The 18599-nt window shown below is 44.4% G+C and carries 17 protein-coding genes; 13 read left to right on the forward strand and 4 right to left on the reverse strand.

All coding sequences use genetic code 11. The features are described from left to right. The first annotated feature begins 13 nt into the window (after window positions 1–13). From MKY93_RS08480 to MKY93_RS08500, 5 genes are all read left to right on the forward strand, one after another. On the forward strand, window positions 14–1339 hold the full coding sequence (locus tag MKY93_RS08480; RefSeq protein ID WP_009496771.1) for a dihydrolipoamide acetyltransferase family protein: 1326 nt from the start codon (window positions 14–16) through the stop codon (window positions 1337–1339). 167 nt (window positions 1340–1506) lie between these two features. Continuing rightward, complete coding sequence (locus tag MKY93_RS08485) at window positions 1507–3165, forward strand: methylmalonyl-CoA mutase family protein (protein ID WP_340758786.1); 1659 nt, start codon at window positions 1507–1509, stop codon at window positions 3163–3165. After that, window positions 3158–5314 (forward strand): methylmalonyl-CoA mutase, encoded by a 2157-nt coding sequence (scpA, locus tag MKY93_RS08490; protein ID WP_340758787.1) that lies wholly within the window; start codon window positions 3158–3160, stop codon window positions 5312–5314. Before MKY93_RS08485 ends, scpA begins: the two co-directional genes overlap by 8 nt. 32 nt (window positions 5315–5346) lie before the next feature. After that, window positions 5347–6396 (forward strand): methylmalonyl Co-A mutase-associated GTPase MeaB, encoded by a 1050-nt coding sequence (meaB, locus tag MKY93_RS08495; RefSeq protein WP_009496768.1) that lies wholly within the window; start codon window positions 5347–5349, stop codon window positions 6394–6396. Window positions 6397–6506: 110 nt separating this feature from the next. Beyond that, window positions 6507–6947: a BrxA/BrxB family bacilliredoxin gene (locus MKY93_RS08500; protein WP_009496767.1), complete on the forward strand. Its 441-nt coding sequence runs from the start codon at window positions 6507–6509 to the stop codon at window positions 6945–6947. A gap of 102 nt (window positions 6948–7049) precedes the next feature. Here the strand turns inward: MKY93_RS08500 and prli42 are convergent, their stop codons facing one another. Further along, on the reverse strand, window positions 7050–7145 hold the full coding sequence (gene prli42 / locus MKY93_RS08505; RefSeq protein WP_150103610.1) for a stressosome-associated protein Prli42: 96 nt from the start codon (window positions 7143–7145) through the stop codon (window positions 7050–7052). A gap of 126 nt (window positions 7146–7271) precedes the next feature. On the opposite strand from prli42, the gene mce reads away from it, so the two are divergent. The 6 genes from mce (at window position 7272) to rnz (ending at window position 13353) form a co-directional block, all read left to right on the forward strand. Further along, complete coding sequence (mce, locus tag MKY93_RS08510) at window positions 7272–7679, forward strand: methylmalonyl-CoA epimerase (RefSeq protein ID WP_078816591.1); 408 nt, start codon at window positions 7272–7274, stop codon at window positions 7677–7679. A gap of 3 nt (window positions 7680–7682) precedes the next feature. Continuing rightward, complete coding sequence (locus tag MKY93_RS08515; RefSeq protein WP_009496765.1) at window positions 7683–9230, forward strand: acyl-CoA carboxylase subunit beta; 1548 nt, start codon at window positions 7683–7685, stop codon at window positions 9228–9230. A gap of 188 nt (window positions 9231–9418) precedes the next feature. After that, window positions 9419–10546: a M20/M25/M40 family metallo-hydrolase gene (locus MKY93_RS08520; RefSeq protein ID WP_340758788.1), complete on the forward strand. Its 1128-nt coding sequence runs from the start codon at window positions 9419–9421 to the stop codon at window positions 10544–10546. Window positions 10547–10593: 47 nt separating this feature from the next. Next, a complete protein-coding gene (locus MKY93_RS08525; RefSeq protein WP_245799411.1) occupies window positions 10594–11067 on the forward strand; it encodes a chemotaxis protein CheW in 474 nt (157 codons plus the stop codon). A 131-nt stretch (window positions 11068–11198) separates the two neighbouring features. Further along, entirely contained in the window at window positions 11199–12389 is a 1191-nt protein-coding gene (locus MKY93_RS08530) for a DNA polymerase IV (protein ID WP_078816593.1), read from the forward strand. A gap of 16 nt (window positions 12390–12405) precedes the next feature. Then, complete coding sequence (gene rnz, locus MKY93_RS08535; protein ID WP_078816594.1) at window positions 12406–13353, forward strand: ribonuclease Z; 948 nt, start codon at window positions 12406–12408, stop codon at window positions 13351–13353. Between the two features lie 41 nt (window positions 13354–13394). On the opposite strand, the gene proC is transcribed toward rnz, so the two are convergent. The 3 genes from proC to MKY93_RS08550 all read right to left on the reverse strand — a co-directional run bounded on the left by proC (window position 13395) and on the right by MKY93_RS08550 (window position 16557). Then, entirely contained in the window at window positions 13395–14204 is an 810-nt protein-coding gene (gene proC, locus MKY93_RS08540) for a pyrroline-5-carboxylate reductase (protein ID WP_078816595.1), read from the reverse strand. 90 nt (window positions 14205–14294) lie between these two features. Next, window positions 14295–15407, reverse strand: a complete 1113-nt coding sequence (locus MKY93_RS08545) for a TFIIB-type zinc ribbon-containing protein (protein WP_340758789.1) — start codon at window positions 15405–15407, stop codon at window positions 14295–14297. Between the two features lie 7 nt (window positions 15408–15414). After that, a complete protein-coding gene (locus MKY93_RS08550) occupies window positions 15415–16557 on the reverse strand; it encodes an SPFH domain-containing protein (RefSeq protein WP_009496750.1) in 1143 nt (380 codons plus the stop codon). A gap of 190 nt (window positions 16558–16747) precedes the next feature. Between MKY93_RS08550 and MKY93_RS08555 the strand changes: the two genes are divergently transcribed. Both MKY93_RS08555 and MKY93_RS08560 read left to right on the forward strand, forming a co-directional pair. Beyond that, a complete protein-coding gene (locus tag MKY93_RS08555; RefSeq protein WP_078816598.1) occupies window positions 16748–17692 on the forward strand; it encodes an MBL fold metallo-hydrolase in 945 nt (314 codons plus the stop codon). After that, window positions 17679–18437, forward strand: a complete 759-nt coding sequence (locus MKY93_RS08560; RefSeq protein WP_340758790.1) for an SDR family NAD(P)-dependent oxidoreductase — start codon at window positions 17679–17681, stop codon at window positions 18435–18437. The genes MKY93_RS08555 and MKY93_RS08560 overlap by 14 nt, the downstream gene beginning before the upstream one ends. Window positions 18438–18599 lie beyond the last annotated feature (162 nt).

Below are 18599 nucleotides of genomic sequence, written 5' to 3' on the forward strand. Positions count from 1 at the left end.
GGAGGCGTGTGTTATGGGGATTGAAAAAATTACCATGCCACAGCTCGGTGAGAGTGTGACAGAAGGTACGATTGAAAAGTGGTTAGTCGGAGTCGGTGATACGGTTAGCAAATATGATGCATTAGCGGAAGTTACAACGGATAAAGTGACAGCCGAAATTCCATCTTCATTTGCTGGTAAAATCACTGAAATTGTCGCACAAGAAGGCGAGACGATAGAAGTTGGCGAAACGGTTTGTCTGATTGAAGCAGAAGAGACCGGCCAAAAACCAGTTGTCGAAGCATCTGTTCAAAAAAATGTCCAGCCAGCTGAAGATCAAAGAGCAGAACAGCCGAAAGAGAAACAACCTGCGAAACCAGCAGCTATAGGGAAAGCGGCTGGAAGATATTCGCCTGCTGTCTTAAAACTGTCGCAAGAACACGATATTGATCTGAAGCAAGTGGTAGGAACAGGTCGTGAAGGCAGAATTACGAGGAAAGATATTCTAGCGTTCATTGATGGCGGAGGAAATTCCGCGTATGAACAGCCGGAAGTTCCTTCCAAACAAGAACAGCCGGCACAGCAAGAATTAGCTTCTTCTAACGATAGACAGTCCGGAATTGAGCAAGACATTACACCAACTATTCAACTCGAAAATGGGGATATCGAGATTCCTGTGACGAGTGTCCGACGTGCTATCGCCAAAAATATGGTTCGTTCAGTAACGGAAGCTCCGCACGCATGGATGATGTTGGAAGTAGATGTAACAGACCTGGTATTGTTGCGAGAAAATGTGAAAGCTGAATTTAAAGAAAAAGAAGGCTTTAATTTAACCTACTTTGCATTCTTCATCAAAGCTGTTTCCCAGGCATTGAAGGAATTCCCTGCCGTTAATTCTATGTGGGCAGGGGATAAGATCATCATGAAAAAAGATGTCAATATCTCGATTGCTGTAGCGACAGATGATGCTTTGTATGTACCGGTCATCAAACAAACAGATGAAAAAACGATCAAGGCACTTGCGCGTGATATACATGAACTGGCAGGGAAAGTCCGCAACGGCAAATTGCAGACGAAAGACATGCAAGGCGGCACATTCACCGTTAACAACACAGGTTCGTTCGGTTCTGTACAGTCTATGGGGATTATAAATTACCCTCAGGCCGCTATTTTGCAAGTGGAGACGATCGTTAAGCGGCCAGTTGTCATGAATAATGGGATGGTAGCTGTGCGTGATATCGTCAATTTATGCTTATCTTTAGATCATCGTGTATTGGATGGTTTAGTATGCGGTCGTTTCCTGGCACGCATAAAAGAGTTATTGGAAAATATGTCAAAAGAAACGACATCACTTTATTGAGAAAAAACAACTTTCAGTCTAACACCTGAAGGTTGTTTTTTAGGAATGATTTAGAAAATCAGGAGAAAACTTCTGATTTTTCTCTTTCTTCATATAGCTCTCTACGGTACACTAGAAACATAGATGGTTTAAAAGAGGGAAGGAGCACCATTATGCCTATACATAAAATGAAAACATTCACATTTACAGCACCTTCTTACGAAGACTGGGAACATACTGCTGTGCAATCATTAAAAGGGAAACCTTTTGAATCGCTACGTACAAAGACGGCAGAAGGAATTGATTTGATGCCCCTGTACACGAAAGAGCATCTGGATCAGCAAAAGGTTTCACGCGTTACGAAGCCTCATTTTGGATGGACGATCGCGCAACCTGTCAGTGCAGAAAATGGGCAGCAGTTTCTGTTGAATTTAAAAGAATCATTGGAAAGAGGCAACCAAGCTATCGTTTACAATGGTTTAACGCCTCTGTTCTGGCGTGAGCAGGATTTGCGGGAGTTGGCGGAGTTGCTGACGAAATATCCGATTCTTTTTACAGAGATTGAAAAAGAGGATCCTATTTTGCAAGCCTTTACATTTGTGGACTTACAGGATCGTGGAAATGTAAAGGGTATCTTTACTAGCAGCATCGGCGTTTTGCCAGAAGGATTTTCTGAAATCAAGACGAAAGGGGCAGATCTCTGGTTAGCGCATCATGAAGGAGCCGATGCGGTTACGGAACTAGCTGTAAGTCTGGCTATTGCCGCTGAACTTGCCGAAGAAGCTGCGACTTTTGAAGAATTTACAAATGGATTTTATGCCCGTTTTGCTACAGATACGCATTTCTTTATGGAAATTGCGAAATTCCGTGCTTTCCGTGTGTTATGGAAATTATTTAATGAAGCGTACGGAGTCGAAGATCCGAAGCAAGTCCCATTACTTGCGATTACTTCCTTGCGCTCTTATTCGAAACTCGACCCATACGTTAATTTATTGCGTGGCGGGAATTCCGCGTTCGCTGCTGTTCTTGGAGGAGCGGATTGGTTGACGGTGCTTCCGCATGACGTGCTGACAGGCACTTCGTCCAGCTCGAATCGCTATGCGCGGAATATCCAGTTGATATTGAAGGAAGAGACGCATATCGATCAAGTACTCGACCCTGCAGGTGGTTCGTATTTTATCGAGACATTGACAGCGGACTTGATTCGCAAAGCGTGGAACAAATTTTTAGCGATAGAAGAGAGCGGCGGCTATCAATCATTTTTGCAGTCTGGCGAACTTAGTGTGTTGTATGCGAATCGGCAAAAAGAGACAGCTAGCGGTAAAAAGTCACTGATCGGAACGAATGTCTATGCGGAATTGACCGAGGCGAATTTTGATCATTCCCCGGCTATTGCGGTTTCCAAACGCTTGGCTGAGCCATTTGAAAATCTACGTGCGAGCCGAAAAGAGGAACTGCCAAAGACCGTTTTACTGAACTTTGGTGCGTTGAAAGATTATAAGCCTCGTGCGGACTTTGTCAGTGGATTTCTGGCAGTTGGAGGAATCGAAGCGATATGGAGCCCTTCTTTTGATTCAATCGACCAAGCGCTCGTTTGGATTCAAAAAGAACGGCCGGATTACGCAGTGATTTGCGCACCTCCAACACAAGTAGAAGATATAGTTGCAGACTTCTTGAAAGAAAAATCAGCCGAATGCATCGTCGATGTTGCTGGAAAATATGATCAAAAAGTTTCCGGTCAGTGGATTGCAAATGGATTGCATGGCTTCATTTTTGCCGGTCAAGATAAAATAGCTAAGCTAAATGAAATTGCAGACATCAAGAAAGGAGGTCATTCAGTTGAGTAAACCAAATTTTCGTAAAGTGGATCTTGAACGATCATTGAATGAGCTGTCACAACAGACGCAGTCTAAAGAAGCTTTTACGACCAATGAAGGAATTGCTGTATCGCCGGTTTATACTTCAAAAGACATTAAATCAACGGAACATTTATCCGATTATCCTGGAATCGCACCGAATACACGCGGTCCCTATCCAACGATGTATGTGGCACGGCCATGGACGGTTAGACAATATGCGGGCTTCTCGACTGCTGAAGAGAGTAATGCTTTTTATCGCCGAAATCTCGCAATGGGACAGAAAGGATTATCTGTCGCTTTTGACTTGGCAACCCACCGAGGTTACGACTCCGACCACCCGCGTGTAACAGGTGATGTGGGAAAAGCAGGTGTTGCGATTGATTCAATTGAAGATATGAAGATTTTGTTTGACGGAATCCCGCTTGATCAAATGTCTGTCTCGATGACAATGAACGGCGCAGTATTACCGATCATGGCATTTTATATCGTAGCGGCAGAGGAGCAAGGCGTCTCTCCTGAAAAACTGTCAGGAACTATCCAAAATGATATTTTAAAGGAATACATGGTGCGGAACACGTATATTTTCCCACCAGCCATGTCCATGCGGATTATCGCAGATATATTCGCTTATACTTCCCAAAACATGCCGAAGTTTAACTCCATCTCTATTTCAGGCTATCATATGCAGGAAGCCGGAGCGACAGCGGATATTGAACTTGCTTATACGCTCGCGGATGGTCTCGAATATGTCCGTACCGGATTGCAGGCAGGAATTGACATTGATTCCTTTGCTCCGCGATTGTCATTTTTCTGGGCGATCGGTATGAACTACTTCATGGAAATAGCGAAAATGAGAGCGGCACGCAAAATTTGGGCGCAGATGATGCAGTCGTTTGATCCGAAAAACCCGAAAACGCTTGCTTTGCGTACTCATTCACAAACTTCCGGTTGGAGTTTGACAGAGCAAGATCCATTCAATAACGTCACACGTACGCTAGTGGAAGCAAATGCAGCAGCGATGGGCCATACTCAGTCCTTGCATACGAATGCGCTGGACGAAGCAATTGCATTGCCGACAGACTTCTCTGCACGAATCGCACGGAATACTCAATTGTTCTTGCAAGAAGAAACGATGATGACAAAAGTAATCGATCCGTGGGGCGGCTCCTATTATGTAGAGAAATTGACGGAAGAATTGATGGAGAAAGCTTGGGACTTAATAGAGGAAATCGAGTCGTTAGGCGGCATGGCAGAAGCAATCGAGACAGGGTTGCCGAAAATGAAGATTGAAGAAGCGGCTGCGAAACGCCAAGCTAAAATTGATTCGCGTGCAGAAACAATCGTAGGCGTAAATAAATACCGACTCGATACGGAAGATGCAATCGATATTTTAGATATCGACAATACGCTTGTGCGCCAAAAGCAAATAGACCGTATTAACGAAATGAAAGAGAGTCGTAATGAACAAGATGTCCAAGCTGCACTGTCGGCGCTTAAGCAATCTGCTGAAAGTGGAGAAGGCAACTTGCTGGCATTGGCAGTCGATGCAGCGAGGGCGCGTGCGACAATCGGTGAAATTTCAGATGCAATTGAATCTGTATCGGGCAGACATAAGGCGGTGATCCGTTCAGTGAGTGGTGTATACAGTTCCAACTTCTCCAATGAAGAAGAGATTCAGGAAGTTAAAGACATGACAGACGAGTTTCTTGAAAATGAAGGGCGCCGTCCGCGGATCTTGATTGCCAAAATGGGGCAGGATGGACATGACCGCGGAGCGAAAGTAATTGCATCTTCATTTGCAGATTTAGGATTCGACGTGGATATCGGACCCTTATTTCAGACTCCGGAAGAAACCGCGCTGCAGGCAGCAGAAAACGATGTTCACGTGATCGGAGTTAGTTCGCTGGCGGCAGGTCATAAGACATTGGTGCCGACATTGCGGGAAGAGTTGAAGAAAATCGGGCGCGAAGATATTTTAGTCGTCGTCGGTGGGGTAATACCTGCGCAAGATTATGATTTCTTGCGTAAGAATGGCGCTTCCGCAATCTTTGGGCCGGGTACGGTGATTCCGGTGGCGGCTCAAAAAGTAATTGAGGAAATCTACCGACAGTTAGGTTATGAGGAAGTGATGGATTGACGAACAGGCAAAACGGACGAGATGATTCAGCAATGCATGTGATGCGCGGAATAGAATCGACACATGATGGGTTTGTTGCCTCTTCACGTAAACGCTTTGTTAAGAAAGATCCCACCGATACAAACCTTGATTCTTTACGCACGGAAATTGAAAATGGTTCACGCTTGCATTTGGCCAAGGGAATTACATTGCTGGAAAGTACAAAACAGAGTGATAAGCGATTAGGACAAGATATTTTGACAAAACTGTTGCCGAAGACTGGTAATTGTATTCGAATTGGCATTACAGGAGTTCCCGGTGCAGGTAAAAGTACATTTATCGAAGCCTTTGGTTTGATGCTTGCCGATATGGGCTATAAAGTCGCAGTGCTCGCGGTTGATCCTAGTTCGACGTTGACCGGCGGTAGCATATTAGGTGATAAAACCCGTATGGAGGAGCTGGCACGTCATCAAAATGCATTTATTCGGCCTTCTCCTTCCGCTGGTACACTTGGCGGGGTGCATAAGAAAACACGTGAAACGATGCTGCTTTGTGAAGCTGCGGGTTATGATGTCATCTTGATTGAAACGGTAGGCGTTGGGCAGGGTGAAACGCTCGTTCGAGGCATGGTCGATTATTTCCTGCTCCTGGTGTTAACAGGCGCAGGAGATGAACTTCAAGGGATGAAAAAAGGGATTATGGAGCTGACAGATGGCATCGTTGTCCATAAAAACGATGGAGGCAATAAGCCGCTTGTGAAGAAGACTGTCAGAGAATACAATCGTATTTTACACATGTTACAGCCGGCTTCTCCTGGCTGGACGTCCACTGCCCAGGCGGTTTCCTCCATTGAGCGAACTGGTTTGAAGGAAGTGTGGGAGACCATTCTGCAGTTTCAACAAGAGATGATCGATACGGATTATTGGCAAACTAGACGCCAACTTCAAACAAGAGATTGGTTCCACTCGATGATAAAAGATCATTTGATTGATTCGTTTTTTGCGGAACAAGGTCGGAAAACTCAAGTTAAAGGGTTGGAAGAAGAATTATTGGAAGGTACAGTCACTGTATCCGGTGCAATCGATCGATTGTTTTCTTCTTGATTACTTCTTGATTTCTAGTCTAATATGCTATGATTGAAGAGGATGGCCAATCGTTGTTTAACGGTTACGGCTATCACAATTATACGTAACAAGAAGGGGGATATTGTAAAATGACAATGAACTTTGATTTTTACATGAATGATATTACAAGCCAAGCGAGATCTGAGATGGAAGCGAGCGGCTATGAGCAATTGCAAACACCTGAACAAGTGGAGGAAGCATTCAATCGTCCAGGAACTACTCTCGTTATGGTGAATTCAGTTTGCGGCTGTGCCGGCGGAATTGCACGCCCGGCAGCTGCACATGCGGTTCATTATGATAAGCGCCCGGACCATTTGGTAACCGTATTTGCAGGGCAAGACAAAGAAGCGACAGCTCAAGCACGTATGCACTTTGGTGAAGACCATATTCCATCCTCACCTTCATTCGCACTATTGAAGGACGGAAAACTCGTCTCTGAAGTAGGTCGTTTCGAAATTGAAGGTCACGATCCAATGTCCGTCGTCGTGAACTTGCAAAGTCAGTTCGAAGAGTATTGTGAAGAACTCTAACAAAAGCGGAATGCGCTGTTTAGCTTCGACAAACGCTGGATGTCCAACAGCTGCAAAATAAAAACAGTTCGCATGTGTATACATGCGAACTGTCATTATAGCTTAAAGTAACATACTGAGGCCCATGACTAGAGTGGAAGCAACCATAGCCGCCACCATAATATAGACAACTACTTTTTGAATTTTTTTATTACTCACGCAACAAGACTCCTTACACGTTGAAATAGGTTTAGCTCTATTTTAACAGAATCATGGATTTTCACAACTAGAATGACTGTTCTATAGAAAGAATCAATTACAAGTTGCCAAGGGGAGAGATGTCCTATGAATAAGGTAGATCATATCGGGATTGCGGTTAAGAATATAGAAGAATCAATGGACTACTACATACATACACTCGGATTGGAAGTCATGGCGATTGAAGAAGTGGCGAGCCAAGGTGTCAAAGTGGCTTTTATCGATGCGCATAATGTGAAAATCGAATTGCTTGAGCCCATGACGGAAAGCAGTCCAATCGCTAAATTTATAGCTAAGCGCGGTGAAGGAGTACATCATATTGCATTTGGCGTCTCGGACATTCGCACTAGAATGAAAGAATTACATGAAAAAGGGGTTCAGCTGCTGCAAGATGAACCGAAACCTGGTGCTGGCGGAGCGGAAGTTGCGTTTTTGCATCCGAAATCATCTTATGGTGTGCTGTATGAATTATGTGAAAAGACAAAGGGGGAGTAAGGGATGGATATTTACGATAAAATTAATGAGTTGTATGACAAAAAGCGAGAAATTGAGCTGGGCGGCGGGGACGAGCGAATCATTAAGCAACATGAAAAAGGCAAGCTGACAGCGCGGGAACGAATTGAACTATTGGTGGACGAAGGATCTTTCGTGGAATTAAACCCATTCGTAGTCCATCGTACACGTGATTTTGGCATGGACAAGCAAGTAGGGCCTGGGGATGGAGTGGTAACAGGATATGCAAAAATCCACGGCCGTCCAATTTACTTGTTCTCACAAGATTTCACAGTGTTCGGTGGAGCTCTTGGAGAAATGCATGCAATGAAAATAGCGAATGTGATGGATTTGGCAGCTAAGAATGGTGCACCGTTCATTGGATTAAACGATTCGGGTGGCGCGCGAATCCAAGAAGGCGTATTATCTCTTGATGGATATGGAGAGATTTTCTATCGTAACTCGATTTATTCCGGCGTGATTCCACAAATCTCTGTTATTTTAGGGCCTTGTGCAGGTGGCGCAGTTTATTCGCCTGCTATTACGGATTTCGTCATTATGACAGATCAAACGAGCCAAATGTTTATCACAGGACCGAAAGTTATTGAAACCGTTACAGGTGAGAAAATTACTTCAGAAGGTCTTGGCGGCGCGAAAGTGCATAACACAATTAGTGGGAATGCACACTTGCGTGGTGAAAACGAGGAAGTCGTACTGAATAAGGTGCGTGATTTACTGTCCTATCTGCCGCAAAATAATAATGAAAAAACACCGGTTCAGCCATATGAAGAGCAGGATGATTACCGCGAGAATTTAGCGGACGTTGTACCTTACGAGACGATCCGTCCATATGACGTGCGTAAAGTACTTGAGCAGGTAGTGGATGAAGGTACGTTCTTTGAAATTCAACCGGAATTCGCAAAAAATGCGGTCGTTGGGTATGCACGTATGAAAGGTGAAACAGTTGGCTTCATTTGTAATCAGCCGAAAGTCATGGCTGGGGGGCTGGATATCGATTCTTCCGATAAAATCGCACGTTTTATTCGCACATGTGATTCATTCAATATTCCGTTGATCACGTTTGAAGATGTGACGGGCTTCTTCCCGGGCATCAAACAGGAACATGGGGGGATTATCCGTCACGGAGCGAAGATTCTTTACGCATATTCTGAAGCAACCGTGCCGAAAATCACATTGATTTTGCGTAAAGCATTCGGCGGTGCCTATGTCGCACTGAACTCCAAGTCCATCGGTGCAGATGTTGTCTATGCTTGGCCAAATGCTGAAGTAGCGGTTATGGGAGCAGAAGGTGCGGCAAATATCATTTTTGCGCGTGATATTGCGAAAAGTGAAGATCCGGAAGCAACTCGTACAGCGAAAATTGAGGAATACCGTGAAAAGTTCGCCAATCCATATGTAGCAGCTTCACATGGTATGATTGATGATGTCATCGATCCTCGTGAAACACGTATTAAATTATTGCAAGCATTGGAAATGATGCGCAATAAAACAGAAGACCGTCCGAAGAAAAAGCACGGCAATATACCTCTATAAATCAATCACGCCTTAGCGTAATTGCTTCCAGATTTTGAATTGTGCAAGCCCAATTCAAAATCTGTGGAGGTATAATCTTTGTTCAGCGGGTGTTTGGACACCCACTGAACAGGAAATATACCAGCATTCATCTCAACAGCTATAGAGGTGTGAGTCTTTTGCTGAATAAAGATAAGGGAGTCTTTCTTTTGAACAAACAACGATTACTAGATGAATTTTTGGAATTAGTGAAAATTGATTCAGAGACGAAAAATGAACGACAAATTGCGGATGTCCTGACGAAGAAGTTGGAAGCGCTCGGTTTTGAAGTGACGGAAGATGATACAAGTGAAAAAACAGGTCATGGCGCAGGAAATTTAATTGCCAATTTGAAAGGCTCTATTCCTGAAGCAGACCCGATTTATTTCACTTGTCATATGGATACGGTCGTACCGGGCCAGCAGATCCAGCCGGTAGTTAAGGATGATGGATACGTCTACAGTGACGGCACAACGATTTTAGGTGCAGATGATAAAGCCGGGATTGCAGCACTTCTTGAAATGGCGAAAGTTCTTCAAGAACAAAACAAACCGCATGGCGATATTCAGTTCATTATTACGGCAGGCGAAGAAAGCGGATTGGTCGGCGCAAAAGAAATGAATCCCGACGCATTAAAAGCAAAATACGGCTTTGCAATTGATAGTGACGGGAAGGTTGGCGGAATTGTTACCGCAGCTCCTTACCAATCAAAACTATGGACAACAATTTACGGCAAAACCGCGCATGCAGGCGTAGCTCCGGAAAAAGGAATCTCTGCAATTTCACTTGCGGCTAAATCCATTGCGGGGATGAAACTTGGACGAATCGATCACGAGACGACAGCGAATATCGGACGATTTGAAGGCGGACAAGCAACGAATATTGTCTGCGAAGAAGCATTCATTCTTTCGGAAGTTCGCTCGATTAATCCTGAAAAAATGCAAAAGCAAATTGATTCCATGACAGAAAAGTTTGCAACGACTGCCAGCTCGTTAGGCGGACAGGCGGAAACGAAGACAGAGCTGATGTATCCGGGCTTTAATTTAACTGAACAGGAACCGGTCGTACAAGTCGCAATGAAGGCGATCCGAAAAATTGGCCGGGAGCCGAACATCATGACGAGCGGCGGCGGAAGTGATGGCAATGTGTTTAACGGAATGGGTGTTCCGACAGTGACGTTATCTGTAGGATATGAAGAGATCCATACGAAAAATGAGCGCATGCCAATCGAAGAACTGAATTTGCTGACGGAATTATTGCTTGAGATTGTCGAGCAAGCGGCTACGACTGCTGAATAACAAAACTACTAAGAACTTACTTCTCCTGTATGAAAGAAGGTGCAGCTATGCAAACTGTTATTGTGCGAACTGGCAATGAAGAGTACGCGCTACCAGTAGAATCGGTCGTCTCTATCGAAAAACTTGAATACATCACACCCATTCCTCATTTACCCGATTATTTACTAGGTCTGATGAAGTCACGTGGGGAATTGGTGCCTATTTTAGATTTCAGTCAAATTCTTTATCACAAGCCAACGGCACGAGATGAAGAATCTCATGTCGTTGTGCTGGCAACTGATCAGCTGGAAGTGGGACTACTCGTGCTGGATGCGAAAGAGATACTGGATCTGCCTGAAGAAAAGTTGACTTCAACGGCTCTCAAAGCCTATTCCAAAACACCTTACTTCACGACAGTCGCGAACTTAGAAAATCGTGTAATTACTGTCATCGCCCCTAATTTATTGGCCAGTTCTCTTGCAGGTATGGATGAAATATCTGCATATGTGAACGAACAGCGCCAATCGTCGGAAACGGATTGATTGAATATCACATGAATAGAATGTCGACATATTAAGAAAAAGCGGCAAGCTAAATTTGGCTTGCCTTTTTTCATTTCTTTGGATGTTTGATATACTATAGGGAGAGAATTCAGTGAAAGTAAGGTGTACATATGACGGATCTGATAGCAGCAAATCCACGAGTCATCATGCATCTTGATATGAATAGCTTTTTTGCTTCGGTGGAACAGGCTGCCAATCCGGCATTAAAGGGAATTCCCCTTGCGGTGGCAGGTAATCCAAAGGAGCGAAGAGGGATTTTAGTGACGTGTTCGTACGAAGCGAGGGCTTTTGGTGTCTATACTACAATGACGATAGGTGAAGCCAAGCGACTCTGTCCTAATTTACATATCGTACCGCCGCGCCATGAACTGTATCGCCAAATGTCCGATTCTGTCTTTGAAGTGCTGCGTAGTTATACAGAATGGGTAGAACCCGTTTCCATTGACGAGGCGTACATCGATACGACAGAAATCGGCGGCTTAACACATGCTTATGAACTCGCCCGCGAAATACAGATGCGTATTTTTCAGGAACTTGACTTGCCGTGCTCAATCGGTATTGCACCCAATAAATTTTTGGCGAAAACAGCTTCCGACATGAAAAAACCAATGGGTATAACCATTTTGCGGAAGCGTGAAGTAGCAAGAAAACTGTGGCCGTTGCCTGTCCTCGAAATGCATGGCATTGGAAAGCGAACTGAAGAAAAGTTGCATAGTGCAGGTATCCATACAATCGGGGAACTTGCGGTCGCTGAAAAATTAAAAATAGAAGCACTTCTAGGAAAGAATGGTATGCGCCTGCAGCAATGTGCAAATGGAGTCGATACACGACCGGTCGATCCGGAACGTGCGGATGAACGCAAAAGTATTGGGAGCTCCACTACATTACCCGTTGACCTCACGGAAATGGAGGACTGCATTCCTATATTCGAAAGACTGGCAGCCAAAGTGGCGACCCGGCTAGCTGTTAAATCACTGGCAGGCGTCACCATCTCAATCCAAATCCGCTATGCGGACTGGCAAAACACCACGAGAAGCCGAACCATTCATCAGCCTGTCTATCTAGCTGAAGACATTACAAAAATCGCTTTGGAGTTATTTCGTAGACATTGGAACAATGAACCTATCCGCCTTCTGGGTGTCACTGTCGGCAATCTCATCGAACGAAATGAGATGGTCGAGCAACTAACCTTCGATAACTTCGAACAGCAAGAAAAGGAATACCAAATGGATCAACTTGTATCCAGCCTAACCGACCGCTTCGGAGAGGGAGTCATTAAAAAAGGTTGGACAAATAAATAGAAAGGAGCCTGACTAAATGGATATTGAATTTTTAGGCACAGGAGCCGGAATGCCTTCCAAACAGCGAAACACTTCCTCACTTGTTCTGGACCTTACAGATGAAAATAGAGAAAACTGGCTATTCGACTGTGGTGAGGCAACCCAGCACCAAATGCTTTACAGCGCAATCAAGCCAAGGAAAATCACGAAAATTTTCATTACCCATTTGCATGGCGACCATATTTTTGGTTTACCAGGATTTCTCAGCTCACGCGCATTTTTAGGTGGTGAAGCCTCGGTCGATTTATACGGTCCGGCTGGGTTAAAAGAATGGCTCCAGCACACCTATCAAATCACCGGCACTCATCTGCCTTACGAGCTAAACATCCATGAAGTAGCAGATGGACTGATTTTTGAAAGCGATCAATTTAAAGTGTATGCAATGGAAGTCCAGCACGTCGTAAAAAGCTACGGGTATCGGATCGAGCAGAAAGATTTGCCGGGCACGTTATTGATTGACCGAGCCATTGAACAAGGGGTTCCAAAAGGTCCGTTGTTGCAGCGCTTGAAAGAAGGTCAGGATATCGAACTGGACAACGGCAAGACAGTGTTCAGCCGAGACGTGACGTCGGAACGGAAAAATGGCTTTATCATTACCGTGATTGGAGACACATCCTATTGTCAATCATCCATCGATCTTGCCCAAAATGCAGACATTCTCATTCATGAGGCCACATTTACAAAGGAATATGCAAAAGGTGCTCGGGAATACGGTCATTCAACGATCGTCGATGCAGCTCAAATTGCAAAAGAAGCACATGTCAAAAATTTGATTGTCAATCATATTAGTGCTCGCTTTATGCCAGGTGAAATGGCCGCATTTTTTGCTGAAGGCGAAGCGGTGTTTCCGCAGTTGTCCATCGCAGAAGATTTCATGCGTTTTCAATGGAAGAACGGCCAGTTGACTTGCCTGACAAAAAAATAAGCATCCATGCCCGCCTTAGGGGATGGATGCTTGTTTTTCTATTAGGTTAATGCACCTAACTCGCGTGATCTTGCCTCCGCGCTGTTGATGCAATCTGCAATCACCGATTTGAATTGACGATCTTCCAGTGCTCGCAATCCGGCAGCTGTCGTGCCGCCTGGACTCGTAACATTCGTGCGTAACGTACTAGGTTCTTCGCCGGTTGTTTTCAGCATAGCCGCAGCACCTTCAAGTGTTTGTACGATTAGTTCACGGGCATCATGAGCTTCCAAACCTCTTGCAACAGCAGCTTCTTCCAATGCCTCGACTAAGTAATAAATATAAGCGGGACCGCTGCCGGAAAGAGCCGTCACCACATGTAGATCATCTTCCTCCACCACTTTGACGATGCCGATCGCACCGAGCAGGCTAAGGATCGACTGCTTCATTTCAATAGAAACTTCGTCATTGAATGCGATGCCGCTAGCCGATTTTCCGATCGTTGCGGAAGTATTCGGCATTGAACGGGCGATGGGGCGTTTACCAAGACCTTGTTCAAATGTGTCAATCGAGGTTCCCGCAATGACTGAAAGAATTGCTGTGCTGTCGGCTAGGAACGGATGTATATCAGCCATGACTTGCTGAATATCTTTTGGTTTCGTTGCCAAAACAACCAAGTCGATTTCTTCCATGAACGAGCGATCTTCGCATACTTTCGTGATGCCGTAACGAGATTCCAAATCACATAGCCTATTCGCATCGGAACGATTCATTACATAGATTTGTTTGCCGGGGAGTACGTCCTGTTCCACGATTCCCGCAATAATTGCTTCCGCCATCGAACCGGCGCCTACAAATAAAACTTTCTCCATTTCTATCCATCCTTACTGCTCGTACGTTTTTATTTTCACTGAATTATGTCATGCACCTAACGAAATGTCAAACAGAGGTCGGATGGGCCGTCAGCTGTCAATAAACAGATAGACGATGAATAAAACAACTAAGACACTGATCGATACTAGAACTACCTTTAAAATACTAATAGGATAGTTTCCTGATACTTTACCTGTTTGCCCATTCACTATAAATTGATAGACCTTTTGATTGAATTGAAACGATGAAATCCATAATGGCAGCAAGACATGTTTATATGTAATATCCGAGTAATCGGTCGAGACATTCACGACCTCGACAATATCACCCGCAATGCTTCCTTCGATTCCATTGATGATCCGCTGTTTCATATAATCCTGTGCTTCCGTGAATCCTTGTTGCAGGGAGACAGAGTAGCGTTCCGCCAAAAATCCAGACATATATTCTACTTTGTAATCCGTTAAGCTGGCCATTTGGAAAGGCTGCACTTTTTGCAGTAATTTAGGTTCTACTCTAGTAGAGGCTTTTATGAGCACATCATCGAAAAATTTTCGATAAATCCCGCTCTCCCTATGCCAGCGGATTTTACGCACTTGCTCCGTCACTTGTTTTGCCTTGCCATCCTCATAAACGGTACGCGTCTCTGTAACGTAATAATAATTTCCTACACGTACAACATAACGGGAACTGGTCTCGCTATCATATGTCCAGTAGGGTAGATAGGCTCCTGAAATTTTTTGAAGACGATAGGACACTTTCAGTTTTGAAGGTGCAAAGAAATGTCCTTTGATCCATTCCTTGAATTTGGCATGTGCTTCATCTTTGGAAATGTGGAAAGGGATCATGAGCCCTGGTTGGATGCCCGCATCTTTTTCAGTTACCGCAATATGCGATGATCCGCAAAATGAACAGAAGTCTGCTATGGCATTTGCATCGAGAACAGACTCAGCACCGCAGCTATCACAGGAAAAGACTCGCTTATCTTCTTGCCATAAGTGATAAAGACTGTCGCCGGCTGCATTAAAGTCCAGCTCGACATTGTGCTTACTCGTAGCTTCAATCGCCATCTCATGACTGCATGAAGGGCATTTCAACCCTCCTGTCTCTGGATCGAACTTTGTATTACTACCGCAAGAAGGACACTTGATATTCTCTGTTTCTTCAACGATTGTGGATGATTGTTCATCTAATGAAGTCAACATTCATCCCTCACTTCGCGTCCAATGTCTCACCGCACTCAGCGCAAAATTTCGCGTTTGGTAGGTTCGCATGTGAGCACGCTGGACAGATCTTTTCGGTAATTTGCGCGGAACCGCATTCATTGCAAAACTTTGCATTTTTCGGAATCTGCGCTTCACATTTGACGCATGAGACTTTTTCAGTTTCAACAGATTTCCCGCATTGACCGCAAAATTTTGCATCTGCATTAATGGTAGCTTGACAATGTGGGCAGGATTTCGTTGCAGGGGCAGTGGTTTGTGTGGGTTGAGTATTCGGTGCCATCGCATTTGCCATAACCTGACCCATTGAAACACCTGCGCCCATTCCCATACCTGCCCCCGCCAAACCGCTGGAATCGTTCTTTGCTACATCCCGAATTGCTTCTGCCGCCTGATACTGCTGGTATTGCTGCATATCGCCAAGGACGCCCATTGTCGTCCGTTTATCCATCGCCTGTTCGACCTCTTTAGGAAGTGAAAGGTTTTCAATATAAAGGGACGTGATGTCAAATCCGAATGAAGAGAAACGCGGCATCATCTTTTGCTTGCCTTGTTCGCTTAGTTCATCGTAATGCATCGCTAAATCGAGTGCCGGTATTTGGGACTCTGCAAATAAGTCGGATAGCCCCGAAATAATCATTTTCTTCAACTGACCTTCAACAGAATTCGTATCATAGGAGCTGTTCGTACCGAATAATTCGCGTAAGAACACAACTGGCTCAGATACCCGATATGAATAAATTCCATAGCCGCGAAGACGGATCATACCGAAATCCGGGTCACGCATCATAATCGGATTGGACGTACCCCATTTCTGGTTAATAAATTGCTTCGTATTGATAAAGTACACTTCTGCTTTAAAAGGTGAATCAAAGCCATATTTCCAAGACTTTAACTTCGTCAGGATCGGCATGTTTTGTGTATAGAGAATATGTCTGCCAGGAGTGAATACGTCCGCAATTTCACCTTCATTCACCATAATTGCGACTTGTGATTCCCGGACTGTCAGTTCTGCGCCCATTTTGATTTCATTATTGTGAACTGGAAACTGATAAACTAGTGTATTGGCATCTTGATCCTGCCATTCGATTACTTCAATAAATTGGTTTTTGAAAAAGTTGAAAATCCCCATTGAAACCCCTCCATTTAGACAGCATATTGCAAATACCGCTATTTCTTGTAGTATACCATACGAAGAATAAACGATTTGGTTTCAACTACATGTAAATATTTCAAAAATAACGAGAATGGATACGTGACGCATAGGAAAATAAAGAGTACAATGTACTGAACAGTCATTCATTTCAAGGGGGAACTTTCTTATGATAGAAAAGATTATAACACCTACTCCATTTGCAGTCGGAGATGTGAATTGTTTCTTACTAAAAGGCGATACACTGACTTTAGTCGATGCAGGGACGAAGACACCAGAGGCATACGAAGCACTGCAACATAGATTACGAGAAATCGGTTACTCATTCAAGGACATAGAACAAGTTTTCGTTACCCATCATCATCCCGATCATTGCGGGTGGATTGAAGCATTCGATCGTGCAGAAGTACTCGGCCATCCCTACCTCAATTATTGGCTGACGCGCGATCAAGATTTTCTGGATCGACATGATCGATTTTATGAAAATTCTCTTCATGAAGAAGGCGTGCCTGAAGAATATTCTAAATGGATAAAAAGATTTCGTCGCTCTGTCGATTTTATGGGTAATCGTCCTGTCGATCGGATGGTGAATGAAGGGGATGATTTGCCGGGCCATCCGGGCTGGAAAGTGCAAGAATCATTAGGTCATGCACAGAGTCATTTATCGCTTTGGAATGAACAAGAGGGAATCTTAATCGGTGGCGATCTTTTATTGGAAAAGGTTTCGTCCAATCCGCTGATCGAACCACCTTTTAGAAAAGAAGAAGACCGGCCTCGGGCGTTGCTTCAATATAACGCATCACTTGAACGTTTACTCGATTTGCCCGTCAACATTGTTTATGGAGGGCATGCCGGAGAAGTCCATAACGCACATTCGCTTATCAAGGAACGCTTGGAGAAGCAGAATGATCGGGCGATGAAAGTGCTCGGCATGCTGCGTGAACAGCCACAGACCGTTTTTGAAGTGACCAAACGCTTGTTTCCGGCAGTGTATGAAAAAGAGCTTGGATTAACATTGTCCGAAACGATTGGTCAGCTTGATTATTTGATTTCCAAGGAATTGATTAGGGAAACGGCAGATGAGTCGGGAGTTCATCAATATGCCAGCTGTTAAATCCATCTTAATTACCGGTGCAACGAGCGGGGTCGGTTTTGAACTGGCCAGGCGACTGGCATCGGTAAAAGGGATGCGCGTAATGGCTACTGGTCGCAATACGAAAGCGCTGCAAGAACTGCAGCAAGTAGGGGTGGAAGGTTTTTGTGCTGATTTGCGGGATGCCAAACAACTGGACTGGCTCGTGTCACGTATAGGCGAAGTGCCGGATGTAATCGTTTATTCAGCAGGAGTTGGCAGATTTAATTTCGCTCATGAAGCATCCGACGAAGAGATGGCAGAAATGCTTGAAACGAACGTGCTTGTTCCGATGCAACTGACGAAACGTTTGCTGCCTGCTATGATGGAACGAAAAAGCGGACACTTGCTGTTCATCGGTTCGCAGGCGGGGAAAGTCGCAACACCCAAAACATCGGTCTATGCGGCGACGAAACATGCACTTATTGGCTATACGAATGCATTAAGAATGGAAGCGGCTCCGTATCATTTGGATGTATCAGTCATTCATCCTGGACCGATAGATACACCGTTTATCGAATTAGCGGATCAAACAGGAAAGTATAAGCAAGCTATGGGGTCCCAACTGCTCTCCATCGATACGGTAGTGCGTGCTGTCATACAGACGATTCGTGAACCGAGGCGAGAAGTAAACTTACCTAAAGTTATGGGTCTGACCAGTAAACTATATGCTCTTGCTCCTTCTTTAGTAGAAGTTATTGGACGTCCTTTTTTCTATAAGAAGTAACTGGATAGTTAGAAAGTGAAGAAAATGCTTACGTTGTTATTATGTAAGCATTTTTTGTGCATAATAATATTATGTAAACTAGCATTGTCTCGATGGAGAAACCATCTGCAAAATGATATCGTCATAAAGGCTGGGTGCTGAAGGGCGCATCCGGCTTTTTGT

Source organism: Sporosarcina sp. FSL W7-1283, assembly GCF_038003105.1.
GTDB lineage: Bacteria > Bacillota > Bacilli > Bacillales_A > Planococcaceae > Sporosarcina > Sporosarcina newyorkensis.

Excerpts from the sequence above, each read along its gene's own strand:
- MKY93_RS08525 (WP_245799411.1), top strand. The coding sequence starts at position 10,594 with ATGCAAACTGTTATTGTGCGAACTGGCAATGAAGAGTACGCGCTACCA.
- MKY93_RS08560 (WP_340758790.1), top strand. The coding sequence starts at position 17,679 with ATGCCAGCTGTTAAATCCATCTTAATTACCGGTGCAACGAGCGGGGTC.
- MKY93_RS08530 (WP_078816593.1), top strand. The coding sequence starts at position 11,199 with ATGACGGATCTGATAGCAGCAAATCCACGAGTCATCATGCATCTTGAT.
- proC (WP_078816595.1), bottom strand. The coding sequence starts at position 14,204 with ATGGAGAAAGTTTTATTTGTAGGCGCCGGTTCGATGGCGGAAGCAATT.
- MKY93_RS08480 (WP_009496771.1), top strand. The coding sequence starts at position 14 with ATGGGGATTGAAAAAATTACCATGCCACAGCTCGGTGAGAGTGTGACA.
- MKY93_RS08515 (WP_009496765.1), top strand. The coding sequence starts at position 7,683 with ATGGATATTTACGATAAAATTAATGAGTTGTATGACAAAAAGCGAGAA.
- meaB (WP_009496768.1), top strand. The coding sequence starts at position 5,347 with ATGCATGTGATGCGCGGAATAGAATCGACACATGATGGGTTTGTTGCC.
- MKY93_RS08545 (WP_340758789.1), bottom strand. The coding sequence starts at position 15,407 with ATGTTGACTTCATTAGATGAACAATCATCCACAATCGTTGAAGAAACA.
- MKY93_RS08550 (WP_009496750.1), bottom strand. The coding sequence starts at position 16,557 with ATGGGGATTTTCAACTTTTTCAAAAACCAATTTATTGAAGTAATCGAA.
- mce (WP_078816591.1), top strand. The coding sequence starts at position 7,272 with ATGAATAAGGTAGATCATATCGGGATTGCGGTTAAGAATATAGAAGAA.
- MKY93_RS08555 (WP_078816598.1), top strand. The coding sequence starts at position 16,748 with ATGATAGAAAAGATTATAACACCTACTCCATTTGCAGTCGGAGATGTG.
- rnz (WP_078816594.1), top strand. The coding sequence starts at position 12,406 with ATGGATATTGAATTTTTAGGCACAGGAGCCGGAATGCCTTCCAAACAG.
- MKY93_RS08485 (WP_340758786.1), top strand. The coding sequence starts at position 1,507 with ATGAAAACATTCACATTTACAGCACCTTCTTACGAAGACTGGGAACAT.
- MKY93_RS08500 (WP_009496767.1), top strand. The coding sequence starts at position 6,507 with ATGACAATGAACTTTGATTTTTACATGAATGATATTACAAGCCAAGCG.